An 18711-nucleotide genomic window follows, 5' to 3' on the forward strand; every position below is an offset into this window, starting at 1 on the left:
GGGTCAGCGCTTTGCTCTGCGGGGTGACGCCCGTGCGTTCTTGCTGCACCTGGTCGACCCATCGGCGCAAAGCCGACTCGCCGACACCAAGCGAGCGGCTGGCCTCAATGAAGCTGTAATCCTGCTTAAGAACGAGGTCGGCAGCCTCGCGTTTGAATTCAGGGGAAAAGGTACGGCGTTGTTTGGTCATCTGACACCTCGTTCTGGCGAGCATTCTCGCCTAAATGGGTGTCCGGTTTCATTAGACCACTACACAATGCTGAAATGCCCATTTATGAACACTCCTTACACCCCTAACATCTCTCACATATTAGGAGCTTTATCGGTATACGACCTTGAAGAAACAGTTGGCAAAGAACTATGGAAGCATGACCCTAACAACAAGAAAGACAGGGAAAAAATCATAATTTCTTTTATCCTGAAAGACCTTATGTATTTTTCATACAGACATCGCTTTATATTAATCTCGACGCTCAGGGATGCACTAGACAATCCCGACTTCGACTTTTCGAAAGAATTTAAAAGCGATTACGACGAATATATAACCATGGCTTGGAATGAAACAGAAATAGCCGATCCCCGTGGCTTCTTCGCCGACATCTATCGGCTTGCCAACGAAGTCTGGAGAGACGATCTACAAAAAGCCAGCCTCGAAGACCAATCAACTTGGTAAACCAAAACCGCTCTCCGAGGCAACACAGCCCATCCTGTGGTGAGCGAGCTTGCTCGCGTTGGGCCGCGCAGCGGCCCCAATCCAGGCAACGGGTTTTTCAGTTAAATCGGCAGTGTCTGTTTTTAGGGCTGCTTCGCAGCCCAGCGCAGGGCAAGCCTGCTCACTACAAAAGCTGACTCACCACCCTTCTTTCAACATCCGCAACTCCAGATGCTGCAACAGCATGATGGTCTTCCCGTCCGCAATCTCTCCGCTTTGCACCATCGCCAGCGCTTGCTCAAAGCCAAGCTCCAGCACCTCGATATCCTCGCCCTCTTCTTCCAGACCGCCACCGCTGCCCACCTGATCCCCCGGTTGATATTCACCGATGAAAAAGTGAATCCGCTCCGTCACCGAGCCCGGGCTCATGAATGCCGCATAAACCTTCTCCACATGCCCCACGCGATAACCGGTTTCTTCTTCCGCTTCCAGGCGAATACGTTCTTCGGGACTGGCATTGTCGAGCAACCCCGCCGCCGCTTCGATCAGGTATCCGTGGTAATCATTGACAAACGTCGGCATCCGAAACTGGCGAATCAACAACACGGTGCGCCGCTCGCGGTTGTACAGCAGGATGGTCGCGCCATTGCCGCGGTCGTATACCTCGCGGGTCTGGGCTTGCCAGCTGCCGTCGCGGCGGCGCAGGTCGAAGCTGTATTTTTTCAGCAGGTACCAGTTTTCCGAGAGTGTCTCTTCTGCGGTGATGCGAACGGGGCTGTTATCCATGATCGGTTTTCTCAAGAAAGTGTCTGCGTTTGTTTGATGCGACCCCAGGCGGCAGCGACTTCTTCTGCGCTTCGGGCTTTGATTCGGGCCAAATCACGGGGGTATTCCACACCGGGATTTTCCGTAAAGCGCGTGGCGGTGAATTGCCCGTTGCTGGCGCGCAGAATATAACCCGTGTCGTCGCACTGCGTTGATGCAAGGAACACAACCCCCGGCGTCACCCACTCCGGCTTGAGTTCATCCGGTTCTTCGGTCACGCCCCACATGCGCGTCTTGGCGACCGGCGAGATCGCATTGTTGCGCCATCTTGCCTGCGCTGTAGGCCACCAGGCCGGTCTGTTCATATTGCGCATACATGGCGCGGTCGGAGGTGGTGAGAATGATGCGCGGCGCAGATGAACGCAGCAGATGCGGCCAGGCGTGCTTGCACAACCAGAGTGGTGCGTAGAGATTGATATCCATGGCACGTTGCAGGAACGCAACGTCGAGGTCGGCGATGTTCTGGTAACCCACCCAGCCTGCGTTGTGAATCAGGATATCGAGTTGGCCGAATGCCTCGATGGCGTACGCAACCAGTTGTTGGCAGCCCTCGTTCGTGGACAAGTCACCGCCATGGCCGATAACAGTCAAGCCTTCGGCCTGCAAGGCCTCTGCCGCCGACTGCACCACCTAGGCATCGCTGCCTGAGCCGGCGTTGTCGGCGCCGATGTCGCTGATCACCACTCGCGCGCCGCCTTGGGCCAGTGCCCGTGCATAGCTGAGTCCCAACCCGCGTGCGCCGCCAGTGACGATTGCGGTTTTGCCTGTGAAATCCATGTGCTTGCTCTCCTGTTCGGCCCCACCCTAACAATCCCTGCACGCATTGTTCAATGCTGTAACACTTTGCAAGCAATCCCCGTGGACGGCTGTCGAATTAATTCCTGCCTGTGTGGGCCATCTGGTAAAAACCCTGCTTCACCTTTTCTCTGGAAACTTCATGCCCTCTCGTTTTTTCTCGCGCCTGAGCCTGCGCTGGTTTCCGCTGTTGTGCATGGCGTTGTTGATCGTCGGCCTGCCGGTGGGGTGCACCGTGCTGCAGCACAAGGAACGCGAACTGGTGTTTCGCATCGAGCCAGGTACCGCCAGCTGGTACAGCGGCTTACCTAAGGCGGTGCAGGAGTTCGAACTCAAACCCGCCAGTTTCAAATCGGGGCAGAACATACATGGCTGGTGGTACCCGGCGGACAAGAAGGACGCACCCGCGATCCTCTACCTGCACGGCGTACGCTGGAACCTCACCGGGCAACTGTTTCGCATCGAGCAATTGCACGCCCTGGGCTACTCGGTGCTGGCCATCGACTACCGCGGTTTCGGCCAGAGCCACGGCGAGCTTCCGTCAGAAACCAGCGTGTATGAAGACGCTCGAATTGCCTGGGAACGCTTCCAGGTGCTGCAACCTGACCCCAGCAAACGCCTGATCTACGGGCACTCCCTGGGCGGCGCGGTGGCCATCGACCTGGCCGCCGAGTTAGGCAAACAAACACCACTGCCAGTTCGCGGCTTGGTGATTGAATCCACCTTTACCTCGCTGGCAGATGTAGCCACGGCGGTGGCCAATAGTTCGTTGCCGGTGCGCTGGCTGCTGTCGCAGAAATTCGACTCCATCGACAAGATTGCCGATATCCATATGCCGTTGCTGGTGGTGCATGGCCTAGACGACCGCTACGTGCCGCCGCGTTTCAGCCAACAATTGTTTGAAGCCGCCCAGGAACCCAAACGGCTGTTATTGGTACCCGGCGCCAGCCATAACAACAGCATGAGCCTGGGCGGTCGCAGTTATGGCCAGGCGTTGGACAAACTGATGCAAGCGAAGATGCCACCCCAGGTTGTCACGCACGCCACAGGCCGCAACGGCGAGTCTTGAAAACACATTCCGGCACTGGATTCGCGCTTGCCTGTCAAGCGCAAACCCAGCCCATGCTGGGCCAAGTCAGAAGTTGATCAAATATTGATCTTGGCTTAAATCGCCAACCCTGTCGGGGCTTCGCAAAGTTATCCACAGAGATACCCACGGTTTTCGTGGACAACTCTTTTCATATTTTTACGTTTTTTTTGCTCAATAAAAGTTTTCTGGAAATGTGCCGGGCAACAAAATCTCGCGATTCACATCGCGTATATCGTTATACCCACACAGCGCCATCGACACGTCCAACTCACGGGCGATGATTTCAAGTGCCTTGGTCACGCCCGCCTCGCCCATCGCACCCAGGCCATACAAATGCGGCCGACCGATCATGGTGCCTTTTGCACCCAACGCCATCGCCTTAAGCACGTCTTGGCCAGAACGAATGCCGCCGTCGAGCCACACTTCAATACGCTCTCCCACCGCCTCCACGATTGCCGGCAGTTGGCTGATGCTCGACGGCGCGCCATCCAGCTGGCGACCGCCGTGATTGCTCACCACGAGTGCATCGGCGCCGGAATTCGCGGCCAGGCGCGCATCTTCTACATCGAGAATGCCCTTGATGATCAACTTGCCGCCCCAGCACTTCTTGATCCACTCCACATCGTCCCAGCTCAGGCGCGGGTCGAATTGCTGGGCCGTCCAGGAAGACAGTGAACTCATGTCCGCCACACCTTTCACATGCCCAACGATATTGCCGAAACCACGGCGCTTGGTGCCCAGCATGCCCATCACCCAACGCGGCTTGGTGGCCATGTTGAGGATATTCGGCAGGGTCAGTTTGGGCGGTGCCGAGAGGCCGTTGATCAAGTCCTTGTGGCGTTGCCCGAGGATCTGCAGGTCGAGGGTCAGCACCAACGCATCCACGCCTGCAGCCTTGGCGCGCTCGATCAAGTGTTCGATAAAAGCGCGATCGCGCATCACATACAACTGGAACCAGAACGGCTGGCCGACGTGTTCAGCGATGTCTTCCAGGGAGCAGATACTCATGGTCGACAAGGTGTAGCGCAGGCCAAACGCGGCAGCCGCACGGGCGGTCAGGATCTCGCCATCGGCATGCTGCATGCCGGCCAATCCGGTCGGCGCCAGCGCCACCGGCATGGCCATGTCCTGGCCGATCATGCTGGCACGGATCGAGCGCTCGTCGATATTGCGCGCCACCCGCTGGCGGAATTTGATGCTGGCAAAATCGCTTTCATTCGCCCGGTAGGTGCTCTCAGTCCAGGAGCCGGAGTCGGCGTAGTCGTAGAACATCCGTGGGACACGTTTTTGCGCGAGCTTGCGTAAATCTTCGATGGTTGTAATCAACGACATCTAAGTCACCTCTCCCTGAACTGAACACTGAGAGTAACCGCCCATCGGCTGCTCAACCAGCCATTGCGTTTATATCGGCAGACGCATAATCTTGCACAAACCCGCAAAATAACGCAAAACAATGCACAAGACTCATCACGCCATTGACCTGCCTTCTTTGCGCAAACAGAAGATCCTGTTGTTGCTGGAACGCGACGGCAAAGTCACCGCCTCGGAATTGGTGGACCACTTTGCCGTATCCCAAGACACCATCCGCCGGGACCTCGGCGAACTCGCCGCCGCCGGCCTGTTGCAACGCGTGCACGGCGGCGCCCTGCCTCGACCCAAGGACACTGGCAAAGACTTTTTCACCCGCGTTGGCGAAACCAACGAGGCCAAGCGCCGCCTCGCCCGACTGGCGGCCGACCGCGTGCAAGATGGCCAGATCGTGCTGTTCGATTCCGGGTCCACAACGCTGCAGATCGCGCAGTCATTGCCCCGCTCGATTCGCCTGACCGTGGTCACAACGTCGCCCTTGATCGCCATCGCATTGGCCGACCACCCCGATGTAAAAGTGATCCTCACCGGTGGCCAACTCAACCCCGCGACGCTCTCCACCAACGGCCACGAAACTGTGCGCCTTATCCAAAGCATAAAGGCCGACCTGCTGTTTACCGGGGTGTGCGCGCTGCATCCGCAAGTGGGCATCAGCTCGCTGCACTTTGATGAAGTGGCGGTCAAGCAAGCCTTGCTCGACAGCGCCTCCCATGTAGTGGCGGTGACCATGGCGGACAAGCTCGGTGCGGTGGAGCCCTTTGTGGTGGCGCCCTGCAGCCACATTCATACGCTGATTACCGAATGGCATGTGCCGAGTATGGAGGCGTATGAGCAGTTAGGCTTGGAAGTGTTGCGAGTAGAGGTCGAGTAGGGACAAGGCGTCGGGCGTCGCATGCCCGCTGGCGGTATTGTCGAAGATGCACCCCGTGGGAATGCCGGCGTTGGTAGCCTGAACCAATGCCTGCGCAAATGCCTGCACTCGCTCAGGGCCATAAGCACTGTGATAGATACGCGGTGATCCATACAGGCGCCAATAAATCACGCCCCGCCAACCGCCGGGCACGCCGCCGGTTTCAATCACAGCAGGATCAGCGGCAACCCTGCCAATTTCAAAATCCTGCAACATTACCTCAGCTGCGAGCCAGGTAGCGTAACGCGGCTCAAGCACCCGCATCCCACAAAAAGCGACGTGGTTAAAACAGCACCGGCGCCGCATCACGCATGAAAATCTCGATGGTTTTAGGTCCTACGCCGTCGAATTCCCCGAGGCGCTTTTCAAACGCCTGGCGGTCTTTACTGGCACTGCGCATCTGGGTGAGCTTGCCAGCGTACTCGGCATTCAGCTTGGCGCTGAGGTCCAGCAAGCGCTGCGCGGTGGTTTCGTCGTAACGCACGTAGTGAGCACGCCCTAACATGACGACCAATTCCCGTGAAGTGCAGTGCTGCAACTTGCGTGCAGTGTCGCGACCTTGTTCTTCAACGATCACCTTGTAGGCCTGCGCAGCGATTGGCGCCTGAATCCGCTTGCCCATCAAGAAGCTGGCGATAAACCATTTGAACAGGCTCGCGTCATCGTCAGGCTTGAGCTCGATGCCCAACTCAGACGCGGTAATCGCCCGAGCCATGGCTAGTGCCCCAACTTGCGCTCGGCTTTGTCGGCCTGCTCGTTAATCGCATCGGTCTGGCGCTCAGTCTCTTTGATCGAAGTCGGTGTCAGCACTTTATCGACGGTTTCGGTCTTGGGGTTCGGACGGTCCAGGGTCTGCCCCTTGGATGGCTGTTCAATGCCTTTCTGCACGTTTTCCGAGCTGATCGGGTCTGGGGTTTTGTCAGCGTTTTTGTGATCGGTCATGGTCAATCTCCTGGCAGTTTCAGCCCGCAAAAATCCGCGGACACCTAAGCAGCAGAGGCCACTGAATTTCGATAGTTCAAGAATTCAACCGGGCACGGCCACTGGCGAAATAAGCGCGAATTAAATTAAACCTTTTGCACAGCCACCCCCTCAACACTCAGGTAACGGCATCACGCCACCTTTAAGGAGCCACACCATGACTACTCAGTTAATGAAACAAATGGGCCTGACCTTCGTACTGGTTGCAGGCTCAATTTCGACCGCCATGGCGGCAACGTCCAATAGCTTTGTCGACAATGCGGCCGAAGGTGGCATCACCGAAATCGAGGCGGGCAAGCTGGCCCTGCAAAAGAGCAGTTCGGCTGATGTGAAGACCTTTGCCCAACACATGGTGACTGAACACACCAAGGCGAATCAGGAACTGGCGACCCTGGCTAAAAAGCTCGACATCGAAGTACCGGATGATGCTGCCCTGACGGATAAGGCTAAGAAAGCCATCCTGGAAATGCGCGACGAATCGTTTGACGAGGCCTACGCCAACAATCAGGTCGCCGCCCATGAAAAAACCGTCGAGCTGTTCAAGAAAGAATCCATGTCTTCGGACAATGCTGAGTTGAAGGCCTTCGCCACCAAGACTCTGCCAACCCTTGAAGCTCACCTGAAGGCCGCCAAGGATCTGCAAGCCAAATACGCCAAGTAACCCCACGACTCAGGAGGCACTCGAACATGAGTTCGCAACTCAACGGCAAGAACATCCTCATCATCACCTCCAACACGGGTATCGAACGCGATGAACTGCTTAAGCCCCTGGAAGCGCTGCGCGGTTTTGGCGCTACGGTGACCCATGGATCCAGTGAGGGCGGCACCACCCAGACGTTTGTCGGCGACACCGAAAAGGACCGCACCGTAGAGTCGGACGCCAAGCTGTCCGAACTGTCCGGGGCGGACTTCGATGCCCTGGTAATCCCCGGTGGCACCGTCAATGCCGACACCTTGCGCCAGGATGCAGCTGCCTTAACGTTGATCAACGAATTCGTCACGGCGGGTAAAACCGTGGCGGCGATCTGCCACGGCCCATGGGCTCTGATCGATGCGGGCGTGATCGAGGGCAAGACCCTGACCTCGTATAAGAGTGTGCGCACCGACTTGGTCAATGCCGGCGCGGCGGATTGGGTCGATGCCGAGACCAAGACGTGCACAGCCAATGGCTGGACGCTGATTACCTCGCGCACGCCGGACGACTTGCCGGCGTTCAACGACACGATTGCCAAGGCAGTCGCAGGCTGAACAGGTGGCTTTGAACGCAAACAGGCGCCCAATGGGCGCCTGTTTTTTTACCTCTGTTTTAGCCTCGATGCTGCTCGGGCATCTCACGTTTCGGCCCGAACATTGCCCATGCAATCAACCCAAACAGCGGCACAAAGATCAGGATTATCAGCCACAACCCCTTAGTCTCCCAGCCACTCGTGCTGCGCAACACAACGTTAATCGCCCACAGCTCTGCGAGCAGCAAAATCACCGCCAAACCGATCCAGATATATTCTAATTGCATGAGTCACCTCCTGAGGTCTTGTGCATTAGGTCAAGCATCGGCGCTGAGGGTTCATTTAAATTACCTGCAACGGCTAATACGCCCGCCATTCATGGTGGAAGAAGAGATTCTGTACCCGGCATTCAGAAAGGCCGGCGGCAAGGAACAGGACATCATGTACCACGAAGCCAAGGAAGAGCATCGCACCGTCGACTCGCGGGTGCTGCCTGACTTGAAGCAGACTGAGCCTTCGACAACCGAGTTTTCCGGCCGCGTCAAAGTGGTCAAGGCGTTGCTGGAGCAGCATATCGTCCCAACGGATTTTGCTTATCGTCGGCCTCTCAGCCTTTGGCGATAACCCCGAGCCTGCCGCTAACGCCTTGACTGGCGACAGCGACGCCGGTTCAGCCCTGCCGCCTGGGACCTACCCCAGCAGCCCCTCAGACAGCGACAAAAAAACCAAAGCCACCGACAAACCGCCGAGCAAGCGGGCCAAGCCCGCCGATAGCCATAGAGACAGCCAGGAAGCACCCCGCACAGGCAGTTGACGGTTCATCCGTGACCGGTGACGGGTGCTTGGAGTGAAGCGGAAAAGGCTCGACCATAGGCGACGCCTTACCGGCGGACGACGCTCACACCCGACCTCCTTGATCGGCATCGCGCCTTGATGCAGATCAAGGCAGAGCTGTTGGGAGGCGCTCGGCAGCCGCTCAAGGCACCGGCAACCACCCACTGAAGTCACACGACGCTTTCAACGGGCTCCAGGCAAAATCCCAGGGTGGCGGTGGCAGCGCCGGGTGCTCGGTCCCGGTACGCCGAGCGTGTTTCCAATCGAAAACCCGCGACGACTGCCAGGCCAGGACCACACCCTGGGCCTGGCTTTCGTCCGTATTGACCCAGCCCGCGGCCGCCGCCGCCATGAACGCCTCGATCGGCTCATCATCGATCTGCGCCCCATAGACCGAGCCCAGCAGCCAGCGGCAGACATTCAAGTGGTAGGTCCAATCCAGCGGCGGCCGGTTGCGATAGGCCCAGGTCATGAAGCTGCGAAACAGGTTGAGGCCCTCGGGCGGGTCGAGTTTGAGCAGCGCCGGGCAGATATCGAACAGGGTGTGCCAATAGGGCAAAAGGCGCGCATCCAGATGCACGAAGTTACGCGAATTACTGGGGTATTCAGGCGGAACAGGTTCCGCGCGCAGGCGACGGGACGCCTTGCTGACCAGGCGGCTGGCGCCTGCGGGCAGTCGGAGGTTCATGAAACGCACTCACAGTCATGACGATGGAACGCCTCCTGGTTTCAGGAGGCCCCGGGGCGGACGTCAGAATGCAGGTGAAGCGCGGGGGTTCGCCGAGGGCCAGGAATAACGCGGCGGCGCCTTGTTGCGTCGTTCATGGGTCGGACGTGGCGTTCGTCCCAGGCCTAACAGCCAGGCCAGGCCGACCAGAAACACCAGCGCAAGCGTCAACGCATTGCAAACTGGGCAAGCAAAGTAGTTCGAGATGTTGCTGGAAGACGGGCTGCCCAACCCTTTGTCGGAAACTGGCGCCTGGCTGCCATCCACCGAACAGAACGCCCCGCCGACGCCATTGAGTGTCTGGCCCATCATCTGTCCATGACCCAAACCGCAGACGAACAGGTTCATCAGCATGCAAAAGTACAGGGCCCAGGCGATCAGTGAACGGTCGGGGTGGGTCAATTTCATGGCGGCGACTTTACCACCAGAGCCACAAAAGGATGAAGCACGGCACGCCCCTGTGACAGAACGTCGCAGATTACGTGTCGCCGCCAGGGTTGGTAGACTTGGCGCCCTCCTCCTTTACTCCTTTTCAAAGCCTGATGTGTAGATCCAGAGCAATGCAGGCGTTTCACAGGACGCACCGTCGATGAGTACGCTATTCACCCGCCGCAAAGTGCTGACCGGCATGGGCCTTCTGGGCCTGGGCAGCCTGCTGGGCGGCTGTGACTACAGCCCCAAGCTGAACTTCAAGTACGGCAAGGACTTGAGCGACAAGATCATGGGTCGCACCTTCAGGCTCAAGAACACCGCCGGCGAAACCGTCACCCTCAGTTCGTATCGTGGCCTGATGCCGGTGGTGTTCTTTGGTTTCACCCAGTGCCCGGCCGTGTGCCCGACCACCCTGGCGCGTGCCGCCCAGGCCAAGAAGCTGATGGGCCGCGACGGCGAAATCATGCAGGTGGTGTTTATCACCCTGGACCCGGAACGCGACACCCCCGAGATTCTCGACAAGTACGTCAAGGCCTTCGATCCCAGCTTCGAAGCGCTGTATGGCACCCCGGAAGAAATCGCCGTGGCCGCCAAGGAATTCGGCATCTTTTATGAAAAGATCCCCGCCGGCGACACCTACACCCTGTCCCACACCGCCACCAGCTTCGTGTTCGATACCCGTGGCAACCTGCGCCTGGGCCTGCGGGCATCCCTTACCGCTAAAGAGTGCGCAGAAGACCTGCTCACCGTCATGGAGGTCTGCTAATGACTGCCGTTCAACACCTCAAACGCCTGACGTTCGGCCTGACCCTGCTCGGCCTCGCAGCGCACGCCAGCGCCCAGGTGCAAGTGACCGACGCCTGGGTGCGCGCCACCGTGCCGGGCCAGCCTTCCAGCGGTGCGTTCATGACCGTCACGGCCGACAGCGACAGCCAACTGCTGAGCGTGGCCTCGCCCGGGGCCAAGGACGTGCAGATCCATGAAATGAGCATGAAGGACGACGTGATGCGCATGGGCCCGGTGGATTCGGTGGCACTGCCTGCCGGCAAAGCCGTGACCCTCGACCCCAACGGTTACCACGTGATGCTGATGGGCCTGACCGGCCAGATCAAGGAAGGCGACCAGGTGCCGCTGACCCTCACCGTGCAAAATGCCAAGGGTGAAAAGCAGACTGTCGACGTCAACGCCAAGGCGCGTGGGCTGGATGGCATGGACCATGGCCATATGGACCACAGCAAGATGCATTGATGGAAGACCGTAGGCGCGGGCCTGCTCGCGCCTACGGAGAATGACGGTTTAGTCCACGATAAACAGCTTCGCCCCGACGCCCGTCGATGAGCGATGCCCTTCCATGTCATTGCCCACCTGGTAACTCATTCCAGCTGTCAGGGTGAACTGGCGGCCATCTTCCAGCTCCGTGTGCAACTCGCCTTCAAGGCACAACAGCACATGCCCGCGCCAGCACCAGTGATCCGCCAGGTAGCCGGGCGTGTACTCAAGCGAATTTGGCGAGAGCACTACGCCGCCGCAGGTCCAGGGGGAATCAATCTACCCAGTGATTGCGCGGTTGCGCACGGCTTTTCGGTCGATGTGATGAACATTGGCGCTGTCGAGCTCCGGCGAGGCTGCGAAGGCGGCAGCATTGCCAACATTTTCGTCGCCTGACACACCGGCAAACCAGCCCCCACATCGGGAACCGTGCTCAGTCAGGCGCTCAGCCGTTTTGTCATCGGGATGCACGCTAACGCTAACCCCGAGGGCGAGTGGTAAATCGCCTGCTTGTCCCCCACGTAGCCGCAGGCTCGATAGAACGTCGCTGCGTTCAACGTTGCATCCAGCACCACGGTTTCAATCTCCAGCTCGCGCGCCACGCTCTCAAGGTGATTGAGCATCGCCTTGCCATACCCACGCCCGGTGAATTCGGGCAGTACAAACAGCGCGCCCACTTCGTTGTTGTCCAAGTCGAGCATGCCAGTGGCTACCGCCTGACCGTTTACCTGCCCCAGGTAAAACAGTTTATCCATCAGCACGCCGTAGCCATCCTCGGCCTTTCCCCTCGTCCACAGCATCATTTGGTCGCGCGTGTAAGCGCCGATGCACTGGCTGCGGATGGCCTGCAAACGGATGTCGAACGCCACCTGCGCATCCTCCGGGGTAGCCCGTTTTATCTCCAGCATTTCACTCTCCCTCCATAATCCGCCGTCTTCGCAGCCTCGCTAAAGCTCGACAGCTCCCACATTTTGATCGTCGAACTGTACAGGCGATGCAGTCCCCTGTGGGAGCCGTCGAGCTTTAGCGAGGCCGCGAAGGCGGCAGCATGACTGGCAGTGATCTTGCCTGATGCCTATGATGTGGCCTTTCGCTCAACACCCCCTGGACACCCCATGCCCGCCCTCACTTTCCGCAACGCCCTCCCCGCTGACGCCCCGCGTTGCTTCGAGATCGAAACCACCGCCTACGAAGGCGACGAAGCCGCCACCCTGGGAAAAATCGCCACGCGCATTGCGCAGTATCCGCAGGGCTTTCTGATTCTGGAAGCCGATGGCGAGGTGGTAGGTTTTATCAACTGCGGCTGCGCTCATAACGTGGTGATGTCGGACGAGGCATTCAAGGAGTTGGTGGGGCATTCGGCCGAGGCGCCGAATGTGGTGATCATGTCGGTGGTGGTCGACCCGGCGCATCAGGGCAAGGGGTATTCCACGGCGTTGATGACCGAGTTTGTGCAGCGCATGCGCGGGATGGGCAAGCAGACGATCCACTTGATGTGCAAGGAACGGCATGTGCCGTTGTACGAGCGCATGGGCTATCGCTATGTGCGCCCTTCGCCGTCGGATCACGGTGGGATGGCGTGGCATGAAATGGAAATGGCGCTCCAGGGATGAATGCACCGCGTATTGAAGTCAGCGACCAACCCAACCCCGACGCCGAGCGCATCTTGGGCCATGGCCTCGCTGCCTTCAACGAAGCCATCACCGGCTACAACGATCGGCGCTTGCTCACGGTGCTGATCAAGGACCCCGATACCCAGCAAATCCTCGGCGGCATCACCGGCAAGACCACCTTGGGGATGGCCTTCCTCGACCTGTTCCACCTGCCCGATTCGCTGCGCGGCACAGGGCTCGGCAGCCAGTTGCTGCAAGCCTTCGAAGATGAGGCCCGGCGCCGGGGTTGTGCTAACGCGATGCTATATACCCTGAGTTTCCAGGCGCCGGGGTTTTACGAGAAGCATGGCTGGGTGCGGTTCGGCGAGATACCGTGCGAACCGCAGGGCAGCAGCCGGGTGTTTCTGTATAAGGTGTTGTGACGCGCACCGGCGGGGTTATTCTTCCTCACCCGGCAACGGAAAAATCACTTCCTGGGTGTCCAGGTTCCGGATGCTCGAATAGGTGCGGTATTCAGTGCTGTAGTTCGGCCCCACAGGCCCGATACCTTTGGTGCTGGCCGTCAGGCGATAGGTCACCACGTAACGCTGGCCGGCTTTGAAGTCGACGTCGTCCGCGCCTTTGTTGCAGAACGCGCCACCAGTGCCCAGGGCGTTCATCGACACGTTGCACCAGCGCAGCGAGTGCTTGCCCGGCGTGAGTTTGAGGGCTTGCTCACCGCTGACGTCGAGGATCGAGCGACGTCCTGCCCCGGGCAGCGGTTGGCCATCTACTTCGACGGCCAATACCAGGCGGTGGAACGGCACGCCCAGCTCGCGCTCGCGCCAGGTGTCGAAGTACACCAGCACCGCGTCCGGCGCGTTGTTGGACAGGTCGACGGGGTGAAGTTTTTCCGGGGCCCAGTCGCCCTGGTAGTTTTTGTAGTGGTAGTCGGAACAGGCGCCGAGCAGTGGGAGGGTCAATACGGCAGCGAGTTGGCCAAGGTACACGGCGGGGATGTGGCGGTGAGCTCCTGTGCCGCACTCGGCACCACGTTTACCGTGGAGTTTCAGGGCACGTAGACGCTGCCCTGCATGACCGGTTCCACACTGCCCGTCAGCACCACACCGCCCTCGCCTGCCCAGTGCACGGTCACCGTGCCGCCGTCGCATTGCACCTGCAACGTGGCATCCAGCAACCCACGTCGAATCCCGTTGACCACCGCCCCACAGCAGCACGAGCCGGACCCCAACGGCACGCCACCGCCGCGCTCCCAGATACGCAGGCGGATATGGCCCCGGTCGAGCACCTGCACGAAATGCACATTGGTCTTGGCCGGGAACAGCGGGTGATTTTCCAGCGTCGGGCCCAGGGCAGCTACGTCGATAACAGCAATGTCTTCCACGAAAAACGTGCAATGGGGGTTACCCATGCTGCAAGCCGCAGGGTTGCCTTCCAGAGGCAATGTGCGCGTGTCCATGGCCTCGGCCAGCGGCACTGCCACCCACTCCAGCGAAGGTTCGCCCATGTTCACCGACACTTGCCGCCCCGGCGCACGCACGCAGGTCAGCAGGCCCCGGTCAGTGCGCAGCACCACCGAATCCGTGCCGACCTCATGCATCAAACGGTCGGCCACACCACGGGTGGCGCTGCCACAGGTCGCCAGTGGCGTGCCGTTGGGGTTCCAGAATTTGATGCGTGCGGCGGCGTCTTCACAGTCGAGCAGCACGGCCAGTTGGTTGAAGCCGATTCCGGTGTGGCGGTTACCCAGTTGGCGGGCGATGTGCGGGGTGATCGGATCGTGCAGGCCACGACGGTCGATGATGATGAAATCATCGCCATGGGCATGCATTTTTACGAACGGCAAGTGCATCGGCTGTCCAGTGGTCGACCTGTGGGGAGAGTGAAGGATACTCTGAACGGGCCCAACCCCATCGAGAGCAACGCATGTTAATTGTCTTCAGCGGACTGCCCGGCACCGGCAAAACCACGATTGCCCAGGCCTTGGCGCGCCAGATCGGCGCGGTGTACCTGCGCATCGACGTGATTGAACAGGCGATCCGCGAGGCGGGTGTGTTGTCGAGCGATGTGGGCACCAGCGGCTATGGCGTGGCGAATGCGCTGGCGTTGAGCAATCTACGCTTGGGTCACTCCGTGGTGGCCGACTGCGTGAACCCGGTCGAGGAAAGTCGGGAGGCGTGGAAGACCGTGGCGGCAACGGCAGAACGGGCGTTGCTGGATGTCAGGGTGATTTGCTCAGACCGGCTGGAACATCAACGGCGGGTAGAAGCCCGTGCGGGGGACATTGCCGGCCTGGTGCCTCCAACCTGGGCGTCGGTTCTGGTGCATGAGTACGAAGATTGGAATGAAGCACCGCTGACGGTCGACACCGCCTTCATGACACCAGATCAGGCAACTGCAATGATTTTGACAAGTCTTACTTCTATGGCAGAAGAGGCCTTTGTAGTGAGCGTGCCCCTCAGAGCACACTCCCCATAGCCTTTATCAACACCAGGTCCCGCGCATAAATATCCGGCGCGTATACCAACCCGCCCTGGCGGTCGACCTCGACCGTCCAGTAGCCCAACAGCACCGGTACCGGTGTGGCCAACCTGAACTCATGGGTCACGCCGGTCGCCAGCAGCTCATCCGTGCGGGCGCGTTCGGCCGGGCTTACCAATAAATCCCTGAGCACCAACGGTTGCTCGACCCGCACACAGCCCGAGCTGAACGCCCGCGGCCCTTTGGTAAACAGTGGCTGGCTGGGCGTGTCATGCAGGTACACCGAAAACGGGTTGGAAAAGCGCATCACAATCTTGCCCAGCGGGTTGCGCGGGCCGGCTTCCTGGCGCAGCAGGATATTGCCGGGGCGTGCCCAGTCAATTTGCTCCGGTGCCAGCGGGTGGCCTTCAGCGTCGAGCACTTGCAGGTTTTGCTGGCGCAGGTATTCGGGGTTGAGGCGGATGGCCGGGAGCTTGTCCTCGCGCATGATGGTGGGCGGGATGGTCCAGGTGGGGTTGAGCGTCAGCCGCGTGATGCGCGATTTGAGCAGTGGCGTCTGACGTTCGGCGCGACCCACTTGCAGGCGGGTTTGCCATACCGGGATGCCGCTCTGGTACACGCTCAGTTGCGCGGCGGCGACGTTGACCAGCACGCCTTCAGGTTCCAGGTCCTGGGACAGCCAGCGGAAGCGTTCAAGGTTGATGCGCAGTTGTTCGCGGCGGATCGCCGGGCTGATATTCAGTTCAGCCAAGGTGCCGGCGCCGATCACGCCGTCAGCCTGCAACGAATGGCTGAGCTGGAAGGCCTTGACCGCCTTGACCAGCTCGTCGTTGTACTGCTTGCCGCTGGAGGCGTTGGCCAGGTAGCCGCCACTGATCAGGCGTCGCGCCAGTTCCGGCACGCGTGGGTCTTCCATGCCGGGGCGCAAGAGTGGGCCGCTGGCGACCGGGTCCCAATGGGGCAACGGCTGCTGGCGCACAGTGGCATAGGCGTTACGCAGGCTGCGGTAGAGGTCCGCGCTGGGGCGAGCCTGGTCAAACGCCTGGGCCATGTCTTGCAGGCCGGTGGCGGCAAAGGCCAGCACTTCGATGTTGGGATCGCGGGTGGGCGGTTGGGAATGCCACAACGGTTCGAAGCGCGATTGCTGCAGGCGCCCGTAGTGCAGATCCTGCAGCGCTTGCAGGTAGCTTTGGCTGATACTGATATCGCTGCACAGCACATTGGCCGTGGCGTGCGCCGAAGGCAAGCTATAGTGGGTGGGGTTCAGGCCGTCATCGGCGAGCATTTGCAGTTGGGTGTGCAAGGCTTGGCGGCGATCTTCGGCGGACCACAACGGCGCATTGCCCTCTTGTTGGTAGAAGGCTTGCAGGCGCAGTTGGCCGACGGCATCGATCTGCGCCGCCAGGCCTGGGCAGACACTGAGCAGTTGCGCCAACGCCTGCTGCACGGGCGCCAGATCGACCGGCGCCGGCGTGGTCACCGGCAACGGCTCAACCGGTAGCGCGTCGGCTGTCGCGACCAATGGTGCAACGAGCAGGCAAATGCTCAAGTAACATGCGTGTTTTTTGAACAATTGTCTTAGCTCCAATCCACAGCGGGGGAATGTACTGTAGATGTTGAATTTTCTTTGCCGCCTCGGCCTGATCGCCATGCCCTTGGTTACATTGAGCAATTTTGCGCTCGCCGCCAATGGGATTCCTCTTTCCTTGTATAGCAGCCTTGCGCGCTCGGCTCCAGAACTCAATCCCACTGTCTTGAAAAGCGCCCTGAACGCGGTGCAGTGCGCGGTCAATAACGGCGAGGAACGTTCCGACCGCCTGGCCGTCATTGATTACTCCCAGCCCTCGACCGCCCGTCGGCTGTGGATCTTCGATTTGCGCAAGAAGACCCTGGTGCTGCGCGACCTGGTGGCCCATGGCGCCAAATCCGGGGAGAACTTCGCCACGCAGTTCTCCAACCTGGAAGGCAGTCACCAATCCAGCCTGGGCCTGTTCCGCACCCAGGAGAGTTACTTGGGCACCCACGGTTACTCACTGCGCATGGATGGCCTGGAGCCGGGCTTCAATGACCAGGCCCGCGACCGCGCCATCGTGATTCATGCCGCCGACTACGTGAGCCCGTTGTGGAGCAAGCGCGAAGGCCGTATCGGCCGCAGCCAGGGTTGCCCGGCCGTGCGCCCGCAGGTGGCGCGCCAAGTGGTGGATAAACTCAAGGATGGGCAGTTCATGTTTTCGTGGTACCCCGACCAGCGCTGGTTGAAGTCCTCGACGTACCTCAATTGCAAACCCCAACAGGTGGCGAGTAGTCGTACAATCCGTGGCGGATAGCCTGTCCCCATAGATAAAAAAGAGAGCGTCGAATGCTTCTACACCAATCCACCTGGATCGAGATCGGGCAGTTTCTGGAGCGCAGCCGCACGGTGGTGATCCCCATCGGTTCCAACGAGCAGCACGGCCCCACCGGCCTGCTCGGTACCGACTGGATGTGCCCGGAAATCATCGCCCATGAGGCGCAAAAGAATGCCGACATCCTCATCGGCCCGACCTTCAATATCGGCATGGCCCAGCACCACCTGGGCTTCCCCGGTACTATTTCGCTGCGCCCTTGCACCTTCATGGCCGCAATTGGCGACTGGGTGCGTTCGCTGGCCGGGCATGGCTTCGAGAAGATCCTGTTCCTGAATGGCCATGGCGGCAATATCGCCACGATTGAAGCGGCGTTTTCCGAGCTGTACGCCGAAGCGAGCTTCGCCCGCCGCCCGGCCGGTTTTGCGTTGAAACTGGTGAACTGGTGGGACCTGGAAGGCGTGAGTGAGCTGGCTCAGCGCCAATTTCCAGTGGGCCATGGCAGCCATGCCACGCCATCGGAGATCGCGGTGACGCAGTGGGCGTACCCGGACTCGATCAAGACTGCCGACTACTCGCCACAAATCGCCAACACCGGGCCGATCCGCGAGGCGCTGGACTTCCGCGCGCGTTTCCCAGATGGGCGCATGGGCTCGGACCCAGCGCTGGCGACGGTAGAGAAAGGGGGGGAATTGGTGGCGCTGGCGGCTCAAGGGCTGGTCAAGACGGTCAACAATTTCAGCAACGAAGCCAAACCTTAAGCCCTACACACATCCAACTGTGGGCGCTGGCTTGCCAGCGCCCACAGGGATGGTGTGTTACTTACATTCCTGTGCAGCCAGCTCCAACCGCGACGGCGTAATCGTCGACGCCAGCGGCTTGCGTTCATACAAGAACACCTTGGCGCCCTCCTGGGACTTGTAGGCTTCCAGTACATCGTCAGCGGCAATCTTACTGGTCAACAACACCCTGGCGTGGCGCGAGCCCTGTGTCACGGTGGCGGTAATCCCGTGCTTTTCCAGCTTGGGCAACACACATTGCACATAAGCCTCGGGGGCCTTGCTGGTTTGCAGGGTTAGCGTTGGTGCGTTGGGAGCAGAAACACAACCGGCCAGCAACAGGGAAGCAAAGGCCAAGCCCTGGGCGAAAGAAAAGCGCATGAA

At 59.7% G+C, this 18711-nt stretch carries 26 protein-coding genes and 3 pseudogenes; 13 read left to right on the plus strand and 16 right to left on the minus strand.

The window, feature by feature from the left end:
• Positions 1-190, minus strand: a 190-nt coding sequence (locus AACY52_RS26370) for a transposase (protein ID WP_339529837.1), incomplete at its 3' end; no start/stop codon positions are given.
• 84 nt (positions 191-274) lie between these two features.
• Between AACY52_RS26370 and AACY52_RS26375 the strand changes: the two genes are divergently transcribed.
• Positions 275-673 (plus strand): hypothetical protein, encoded by a 399-nt coding sequence (locus AACY52_RS26375; RefSeq protein WP_339421279.1) that lies wholly within the window; start codon positions 275-277, stop codon positions 671-673.
• Between the two features lie 177 nt (positions 674-850).
• Here the strand turns inward: AACY52_RS26375 and AACY52_RS26380 are convergent, their stop codons facing one another.
• Both AACY52_RS26380 and AACY52_RS26385 read right to left on the minus strand, forming a co-directional pair.
• Positions 851-1438, minus strand: coding sequence for an NUDIX domain-containing protein (locus tag AACY52_RS26380; protein ID WP_065872219.1), 588 nt, complete (start codon positions 1436-1438; stop codon positions 851-853).
• An 11-nt stretch (positions 1439-1449) separates the two neighbouring features.
• A pseudogene (locus AACY52_RS26385) lies at positions 1450-2254 on the minus strand (SDR family NAD(P)-dependent oxidoreductase).
• 160 nt (positions 2255-2414) lie between these two features.
• On the opposite strand from AACY52_RS26385, the gene AACY52_RS26390 reads away from it, so the two are divergent.
• Complete coding sequence (locus AACY52_RS26390; RefSeq protein WP_339421277.1) at positions 2415-3341, plus strand: alpha/beta hydrolase; 927 nt, start codon at positions 2415-2417, stop codon at positions 3339-3341.
• A 192-nt stretch (positions 3342-3533) separates the two neighbouring features.
• On the opposite strand, the gene AACY52_RS26395 is transcribed toward AACY52_RS26390, so the two are convergent.
• The gene (locus tag AACY52_RS26395; protein WP_339468683.1) at positions 3534-4694 is read right to left on the minus strand and encodes an alpha-hydroxy acid oxidase; all 1161 of its coding nucleotides are present in this window, start codon (positions 4692-4694) and stop codon (positions 3534-3536) included.
• Positions 4695-4815: 121 nt separating this feature from the next.
• Between AACY52_RS26395 and AACY52_RS26400 the strand changes: the two genes are divergently transcribed.
• Entirely contained in the window at positions 4816-5601 is a 786-nt protein-coding gene (locus tag AACY52_RS26400) for a DeoR/GlpR family DNA-binding transcription regulator (RefSeq protein WP_339421273.1), read from the plus strand.
• Here the strand turns inward: AACY52_RS26400 and AACY52_RS26405 are convergent.
• The 3 genes from AACY52_RS26405 to AACY52_RS26415 form a co-directional block, all read right to left on the minus strand.
• Positions 5566-5856 (minus strand): DUF72 domain-containing protein, encoded by a 291-nt coding sequence (locus AACY52_RS26405; RefSeq protein ID WP_339421271.1) that lies wholly within the window; start codon positions 5854-5856, stop codon positions 5566-5568. The two genes, AACY52_RS26400 and AACY52_RS26405, sit on opposite strands and share 36 nt — an antisense overlap.
• 67 nt (positions 5857-5923) lie before the next feature.
• Positions 5924-6355 (minus strand): DNA methylase, encoded by a 432-nt coding sequence (locus tag AACY52_RS26410; RefSeq protein ID WP_339421269.1) that lies wholly within the window; start codon positions 6353-6355, stop codon positions 5924-5926.
• Between the two features lie 2 nt (positions 6356-6357).
• The gene (locus AACY52_RS26415) at positions 6358-6582 is read right to left on the minus strand and encodes a hypothetical protein (RefSeq protein ID WP_339421267.1); all 225 of its coding nucleotides are present in this window, start codon (positions 6580-6582) and stop codon (positions 6358-6360) included.
• Between the two features lie 196 nt (positions 6583-6778).
• Here AACY52_RS26415 and AACY52_RS26420 point away from each other — a divergent pair, with 196 nt between their 5' ends.
• Together AACY52_RS26420 and AACY52_RS26425 are read left to right on the plus strand one after the other, a co-directional pair.
• Entirely contained in the window at positions 6779-7282 is a 504-nt protein-coding gene (locus AACY52_RS26420) for a DUF4142 domain-containing protein (protein WP_339421266.1), read from the plus strand.
• A 26-nt stretch (positions 7283-7308) separates the two neighbouring features.
• Entirely contained in the window at positions 7309-7869 is a 561-nt protein-coding gene (locus AACY52_RS26425; protein WP_339421265.1) for a type 1 glutamine amidotransferase domain-containing protein, read from the plus strand.
• Between the two features lie 58 nt (positions 7870-7927).
• Here the strand turns inward: AACY52_RS26425 and AACY52_RS26430 are convergent, their stop codons facing one another.
• A complete protein-coding gene (locus AACY52_RS26430; RefSeq protein WP_049712903.1) occupies positions 7928-8134 on the minus strand; it encodes a PLDc N-terminal domain-containing protein in 207 nt (68 codons plus the stop codon).
• Between AACY52_RS26430 and AACY52_RS26435 the strand changes: the two are divergent.
• Positions 8133-8423, plus strand: a pseudogene (locus tag AACY52_RS26435) (hemerythrin domain-containing protein); the annotation flags it as partial. The gene AACY52_RS26430 and the pseudogene AACY52_RS26435 overlap by 2 nt on opposite strands.
• Before the next feature lie 400 nt (positions 8424-8823).
• On the opposite strand, the gene AACY52_RS26440 reads toward AACY52_RS26435, so the two are convergent.
• Both AACY52_RS26440 and AACY52_RS26445 read right to left on the minus strand, forming a co-directional pair.
• Positions 8824-9369, minus strand: coding sequence for a putative natural product biosynthesis protein (locus AACY52_RS26440; protein ID WP_339560973.1), 546 nt, complete (start codon positions 9367-9369; stop codon positions 8824-8826).
• Between the two features lie 63 nt (positions 9370-9432).
• Positions 9433-9816, minus strand: coding sequence for a DUF2946 domain-containing protein (locus tag AACY52_RS26445; RefSeq protein WP_339421262.1), 384 nt, complete (start codon positions 9814-9816; stop codon positions 9433-9435).
• Positions 9817-9997: 181 nt separating this feature from the next.
• On the opposite strand from AACY52_RS26445, the gene AACY52_RS26450 reads away from it, so the two are divergent.
• Together AACY52_RS26450 and AACY52_RS26455 are read left to right on the plus strand one after the other, a co-directional pair.
• Complete coding sequence (locus tag AACY52_RS26450) at positions 9998-10606, plus strand: SCO family protein (protein WP_339421260.1); 609 nt, start codon at positions 9998-10000, stop codon at positions 10604-10606.
• Positions 10606-11088 (plus strand): copper chaperone PCu(A)C, encoded by a 483-nt coding sequence (locus AACY52_RS26455; protein WP_339421259.1) that lies wholly within the window; start codon positions 10606-10608, stop codon positions 11086-11088. The genes AACY52_RS26450 and AACY52_RS26455 overlap by 1 nt, the downstream gene beginning before the upstream one ends.
• A 48-nt stretch (positions 11089-11136) precedes the next feature.
• On the opposite strand, the pseudogene AACY52_RS26460 reads toward AACY52_RS26455, so the two are convergent.
• Positions 11137-11340: pseudogene (locus AACY52_RS26460) on the minus strand (DHCW motif cupin fold protein); the annotation flags it as partial.
• Positions 11341-11546: 206 nt separating this feature from the next.
• The gene (locus tag AACY52_RS26465; RefSeq protein WP_339421258.1) at positions 11547-12017 is read right to left on the minus strand and encodes a GNAT family N-acetyltransferase; all 471 of its coding nucleotides are present in this window, start codon (positions 12015-12017) and stop codon (positions 11547-11549) included.
• 207 nt (positions 12018-12224) lie between these two features.
• On the opposite strand from AACY52_RS26465, the gene AACY52_RS26470 reads away from it, so the two are divergent.
• On the plus strand, positions 12225-12722 hold the full coding sequence (locus tag AACY52_RS26470) for a GNAT family N-acetyltransferase (protein WP_339421324.1): 498 nt from the start codon (positions 12225-12227) through the stop codon (positions 12720-12722).
• The gene (locus AACY52_RS26475; RefSeq protein WP_339421323.1) at positions 12719-13144 is read left to right on the plus strand and encodes a GNAT family N-acetyltransferase; all 426 of its coding nucleotides are present in this window, start codon (positions 12719-12721) and stop codon (positions 13142-13144) included. The genes AACY52_RS26470 and AACY52_RS26475 overlap by 4 nt, the downstream gene beginning before the upstream one ends.
• A gap of 15 nt (positions 13145-13159) precedes the next feature.
• On the opposite strand, the gene AACY52_RS26480 is transcribed toward AACY52_RS26475, so the two are convergent.
• Positions 13160-13684, minus strand: a complete 525-nt coding sequence (locus tag AACY52_RS26480) for a hypothetical protein (protein ID WP_339560974.1) — start codon at positions 13682-13684, stop codon at positions 13160-13162.
• Between the two features lie 86 nt (positions 13685-13770).
• The gene (dapF, locus tag AACY52_RS26485; RefSeq protein WP_339560975.1) at positions 13771-14574 is read right to left on the minus strand and encodes a diaminopimelate epimerase; all 804 of its coding nucleotides are present in this window, start codon (positions 14572-14574) and stop codon (positions 13771-13773) included.
• A gap of 74 nt (positions 14575-14648) precedes the next feature.
• Here dapF and AACY52_RS26490 point away from each other — a divergent pair, with 74 nt between their 5' ends.
• On the plus strand, positions 14649-15200 hold the full coding sequence (locus tag AACY52_RS26490; RefSeq protein ID WP_339421320.1) for an AAA family ATPase: 552 nt from the start codon (positions 14649-14651) through the stop codon (positions 15198-15200).
• Here the strand turns inward: AACY52_RS26490 and AACY52_RS26495 are convergent.
• Positions 15181-16776 carry a L,D-transpeptidase family protein gene (locus tag AACY52_RS26495; protein WP_339421319.1) on the minus strand — a complete coding sequence of 532 codons (1596 nt, stop codon included), beginning with the start codon at positions 16774-16776 and terminating at the stop codon, positions 15181-15183. The genes AACY52_RS26490 and AACY52_RS26495 overlap by 20 nt on opposite strands.
• A 40-nt stretch (positions 16777-16816) precedes the next feature.
• Here AACY52_RS26495 and AACY52_RS26500 point away from each other — a divergent pair, with 40 nt between their 5' ends.
• Together AACY52_RS26500 and AACY52_RS26505 are read left to right on the plus strand one after the other, a co-directional pair.
• On the plus strand, positions 16817-17530 hold the full coding sequence (locus AACY52_RS26500) for a murein L,D-transpeptidase catalytic domain family protein (RefSeq protein ID WP_339421318.1): 714 nt from the start codon (positions 16817-16819) through the stop codon (positions 17528-17530).
• A gap of 32 nt (positions 17531-17562) precedes the next feature.
• On the plus strand, positions 17563-18309 hold the full coding sequence (locus tag AACY52_RS26505) for a creatininase family protein (RefSeq protein WP_339421316.1): 747 nt from the start codon (positions 17563-17565) through the stop codon (positions 18307-18309).
• A gap of 57 nt (positions 18310-18366) precedes the next feature.
• On the opposite strand, the gene AACY52_RS26510 is transcribed toward AACY52_RS26505, so the two are convergent.
• Positions 18367-18708 (minus strand): hypothetical protein, encoded by a 342-nt coding sequence (locus AACY52_RS26510; RefSeq protein ID WP_339421314.1) that lies wholly within the window; start codon positions 18706-18708, stop codon positions 18367-18369.
• Between the last annotated feature and the right edge of the window lie 3 nt (positions 18709-18711).

The sequence above is a fragment of the Pseudomonas sp. EA_65y_Pfl1_P113 genome, from assembly GCF_963970525.1.
Classification (GTDB): domain Bacteria; phylum Pseudomonadota; class Gammaproteobacteria; order Pseudomonadales; family Pseudomonadaceae; genus Aquipseudomonas; species Aquipseudomonas tritici.

What these genes read in the sequence shown, in the direction of transcription:
- AACY52_RS26470 (WP_339421324.1), top strand. Translation starts at nt 12,225, where the DNA reads ATGCCCGCCCTCACTTTCCGCAACGCCCTCCCCGCTGACGCCCCGCGT.
- AACY52_RS26510 (WP_339421314.1), bottom strand. Translation starts at nt 18,708, where the DNA reads ATGCGCTTTTCTTTCGCCCAGGGCTTGGCCTTTGCTTCCCTGTTGCTG.
- AACY52_RS26490 (WP_339421320.1), top strand. Translation starts at nt 14,649, where the DNA reads ATGTTAATTGTCTTCAGCGGACTGCCCGGCACCGGCAAAACCACGATT.
- AACY52_RS26410 (WP_339421269.1), bottom strand. Translation starts at nt 6,355, where the DNA reads ATGGCTCGGGCGATTACCGCGTCTGAGTTGGGCATCGAGCTCAAGCCT.
- AACY52_RS26390 (WP_339421277.1), top strand. Translation starts at nt 2,415, where the DNA reads ATGCCCTCTCGTTTTTTCTCGCGCCTGAGCCTGCGCTGGTTTCCGCTG.
- AACY52_RS26400 (WP_339421273.1), top strand. Translation starts at nt 4,816, where the DNA reads ATGCACAAGACTCATCACGCCATTGACCTGCCTTCTTTGCGCAAACAG.
- AACY52_RS26430 (WP_049712903.1), bottom strand. Translation starts at nt 8,134, where the DNA reads ATGCAATTAGAATATATCTGGATCGGTTTGGCGGTGATTTTGCTGCTC.
- AACY52_RS26425 (WP_339421265.1), top strand. Translation starts at nt 7,309, where the DNA reads ATGAGTTCGCAACTCAACGGCAAGAACATCCTCATCATCACCTCCAAC.
- AACY52_RS26380 (WP_065872219.1), bottom strand. Translation starts at nt 1,438, where the DNA reads ATGGATAACAGCCCCGTTCGCATCACCGCAGAAGAGACACTCTCGGAA.
- AACY52_RS26505 (WP_339421316.1), top strand. Translation starts at nt 17,563, where the DNA reads ATGCTTCTACACCAATCCACCTGGATCGAGATCGGGCAGTTTCTGGAG.
- AACY52_RS26445 (WP_339421262.1), bottom strand. Translation starts at nt 9,816, where the DNA reads ATGAAATTGACCCACCCCGACCGTTCACTGATCGCCTGGGCCCTGTAC.
- AACY52_RS26405 (WP_339421271.1), bottom strand. Translation starts at nt 5,856, where the DNA reads ATGTTGCAGGATTTTGAAATTGGCAGGGTTGCCGCTGATCCTGCTGTG.
- AACY52_RS26450 (WP_339421260.1), top strand. Translation starts at nt 9,998, where the DNA reads ATGAGTACGCTATTCACCCGCCGCAAAGTGCTGACCGGCATGGGCCTT.
- AACY52_RS26455 (WP_339421259.1), top strand. Translation starts at nt 10,606, where the DNA reads ATGACTGCCGTTCAACACCTCAAACGCCTGACGTTCGGCCTGACCCTG.
- AACY52_RS26375 (WP_339421279.1), top strand. Translation starts at nt 275, where the DNA reads ATGAACACTCCTTACACCCCTAACATCTCTCACATATTAGGAGCTTTA.
- AACY52_RS26465 (WP_339421258.1), bottom strand. Translation starts at nt 12,017, where the DNA reads ATGCTGGAGATAAAACGGGCTACCCCGGAGGATGCGCAGGTGGCGTTC.
- AACY52_RS26475 (WP_339421323.1), top strand. Translation starts at nt 12,719, where the DNA reads ATGAATGCACCGCGTATTGAAGTCAGCGACCAACCCAACCCCGACGCC.
- AACY52_RS26415 (WP_339421267.1), bottom strand. Translation starts at nt 6,582, where the DNA reads ATGACCGATCACAAAAACGCTGACAAAACCCCAGACCCGATCAGCTCG.
- AACY52_RS26440 (WP_339560973.1), bottom strand. Translation starts at nt 9,369, where the DNA reads ATGAACCTCCGACTGCCCGCAGGCGCCAGCCGCCTGGTCAGCAAGGCG.
- AACY52_RS26395 (WP_339468683.1), bottom strand. Translation starts at nt 4,694, where the DNA reads ATGTCGTTGATTACAACCATCGAAGATTTACGCAAGCTCGCGCAAAAA.
- dapF (WP_339560975.1), bottom strand. Translation starts at nt 14,574, where the DNA reads ATGCACTTGCCGTTCGTAAAAATGCATGCCCATGGCGATGATTTCATC.
- AACY52_RS26420 (WP_339421266.1), top strand. Translation starts at nt 6,779, where the DNA reads ATGACTACTCAGTTAATGAAACAAATGGGCCTGACCTTCGTACTGGTT.
- AACY52_RS26500 (WP_339421318.1), top strand. Translation starts at nt 16,817, where the DNA reads ATGTTGAATTTTCTTTGCCGCCTCGGCCTGATCGCCATGCCCTTGGTT.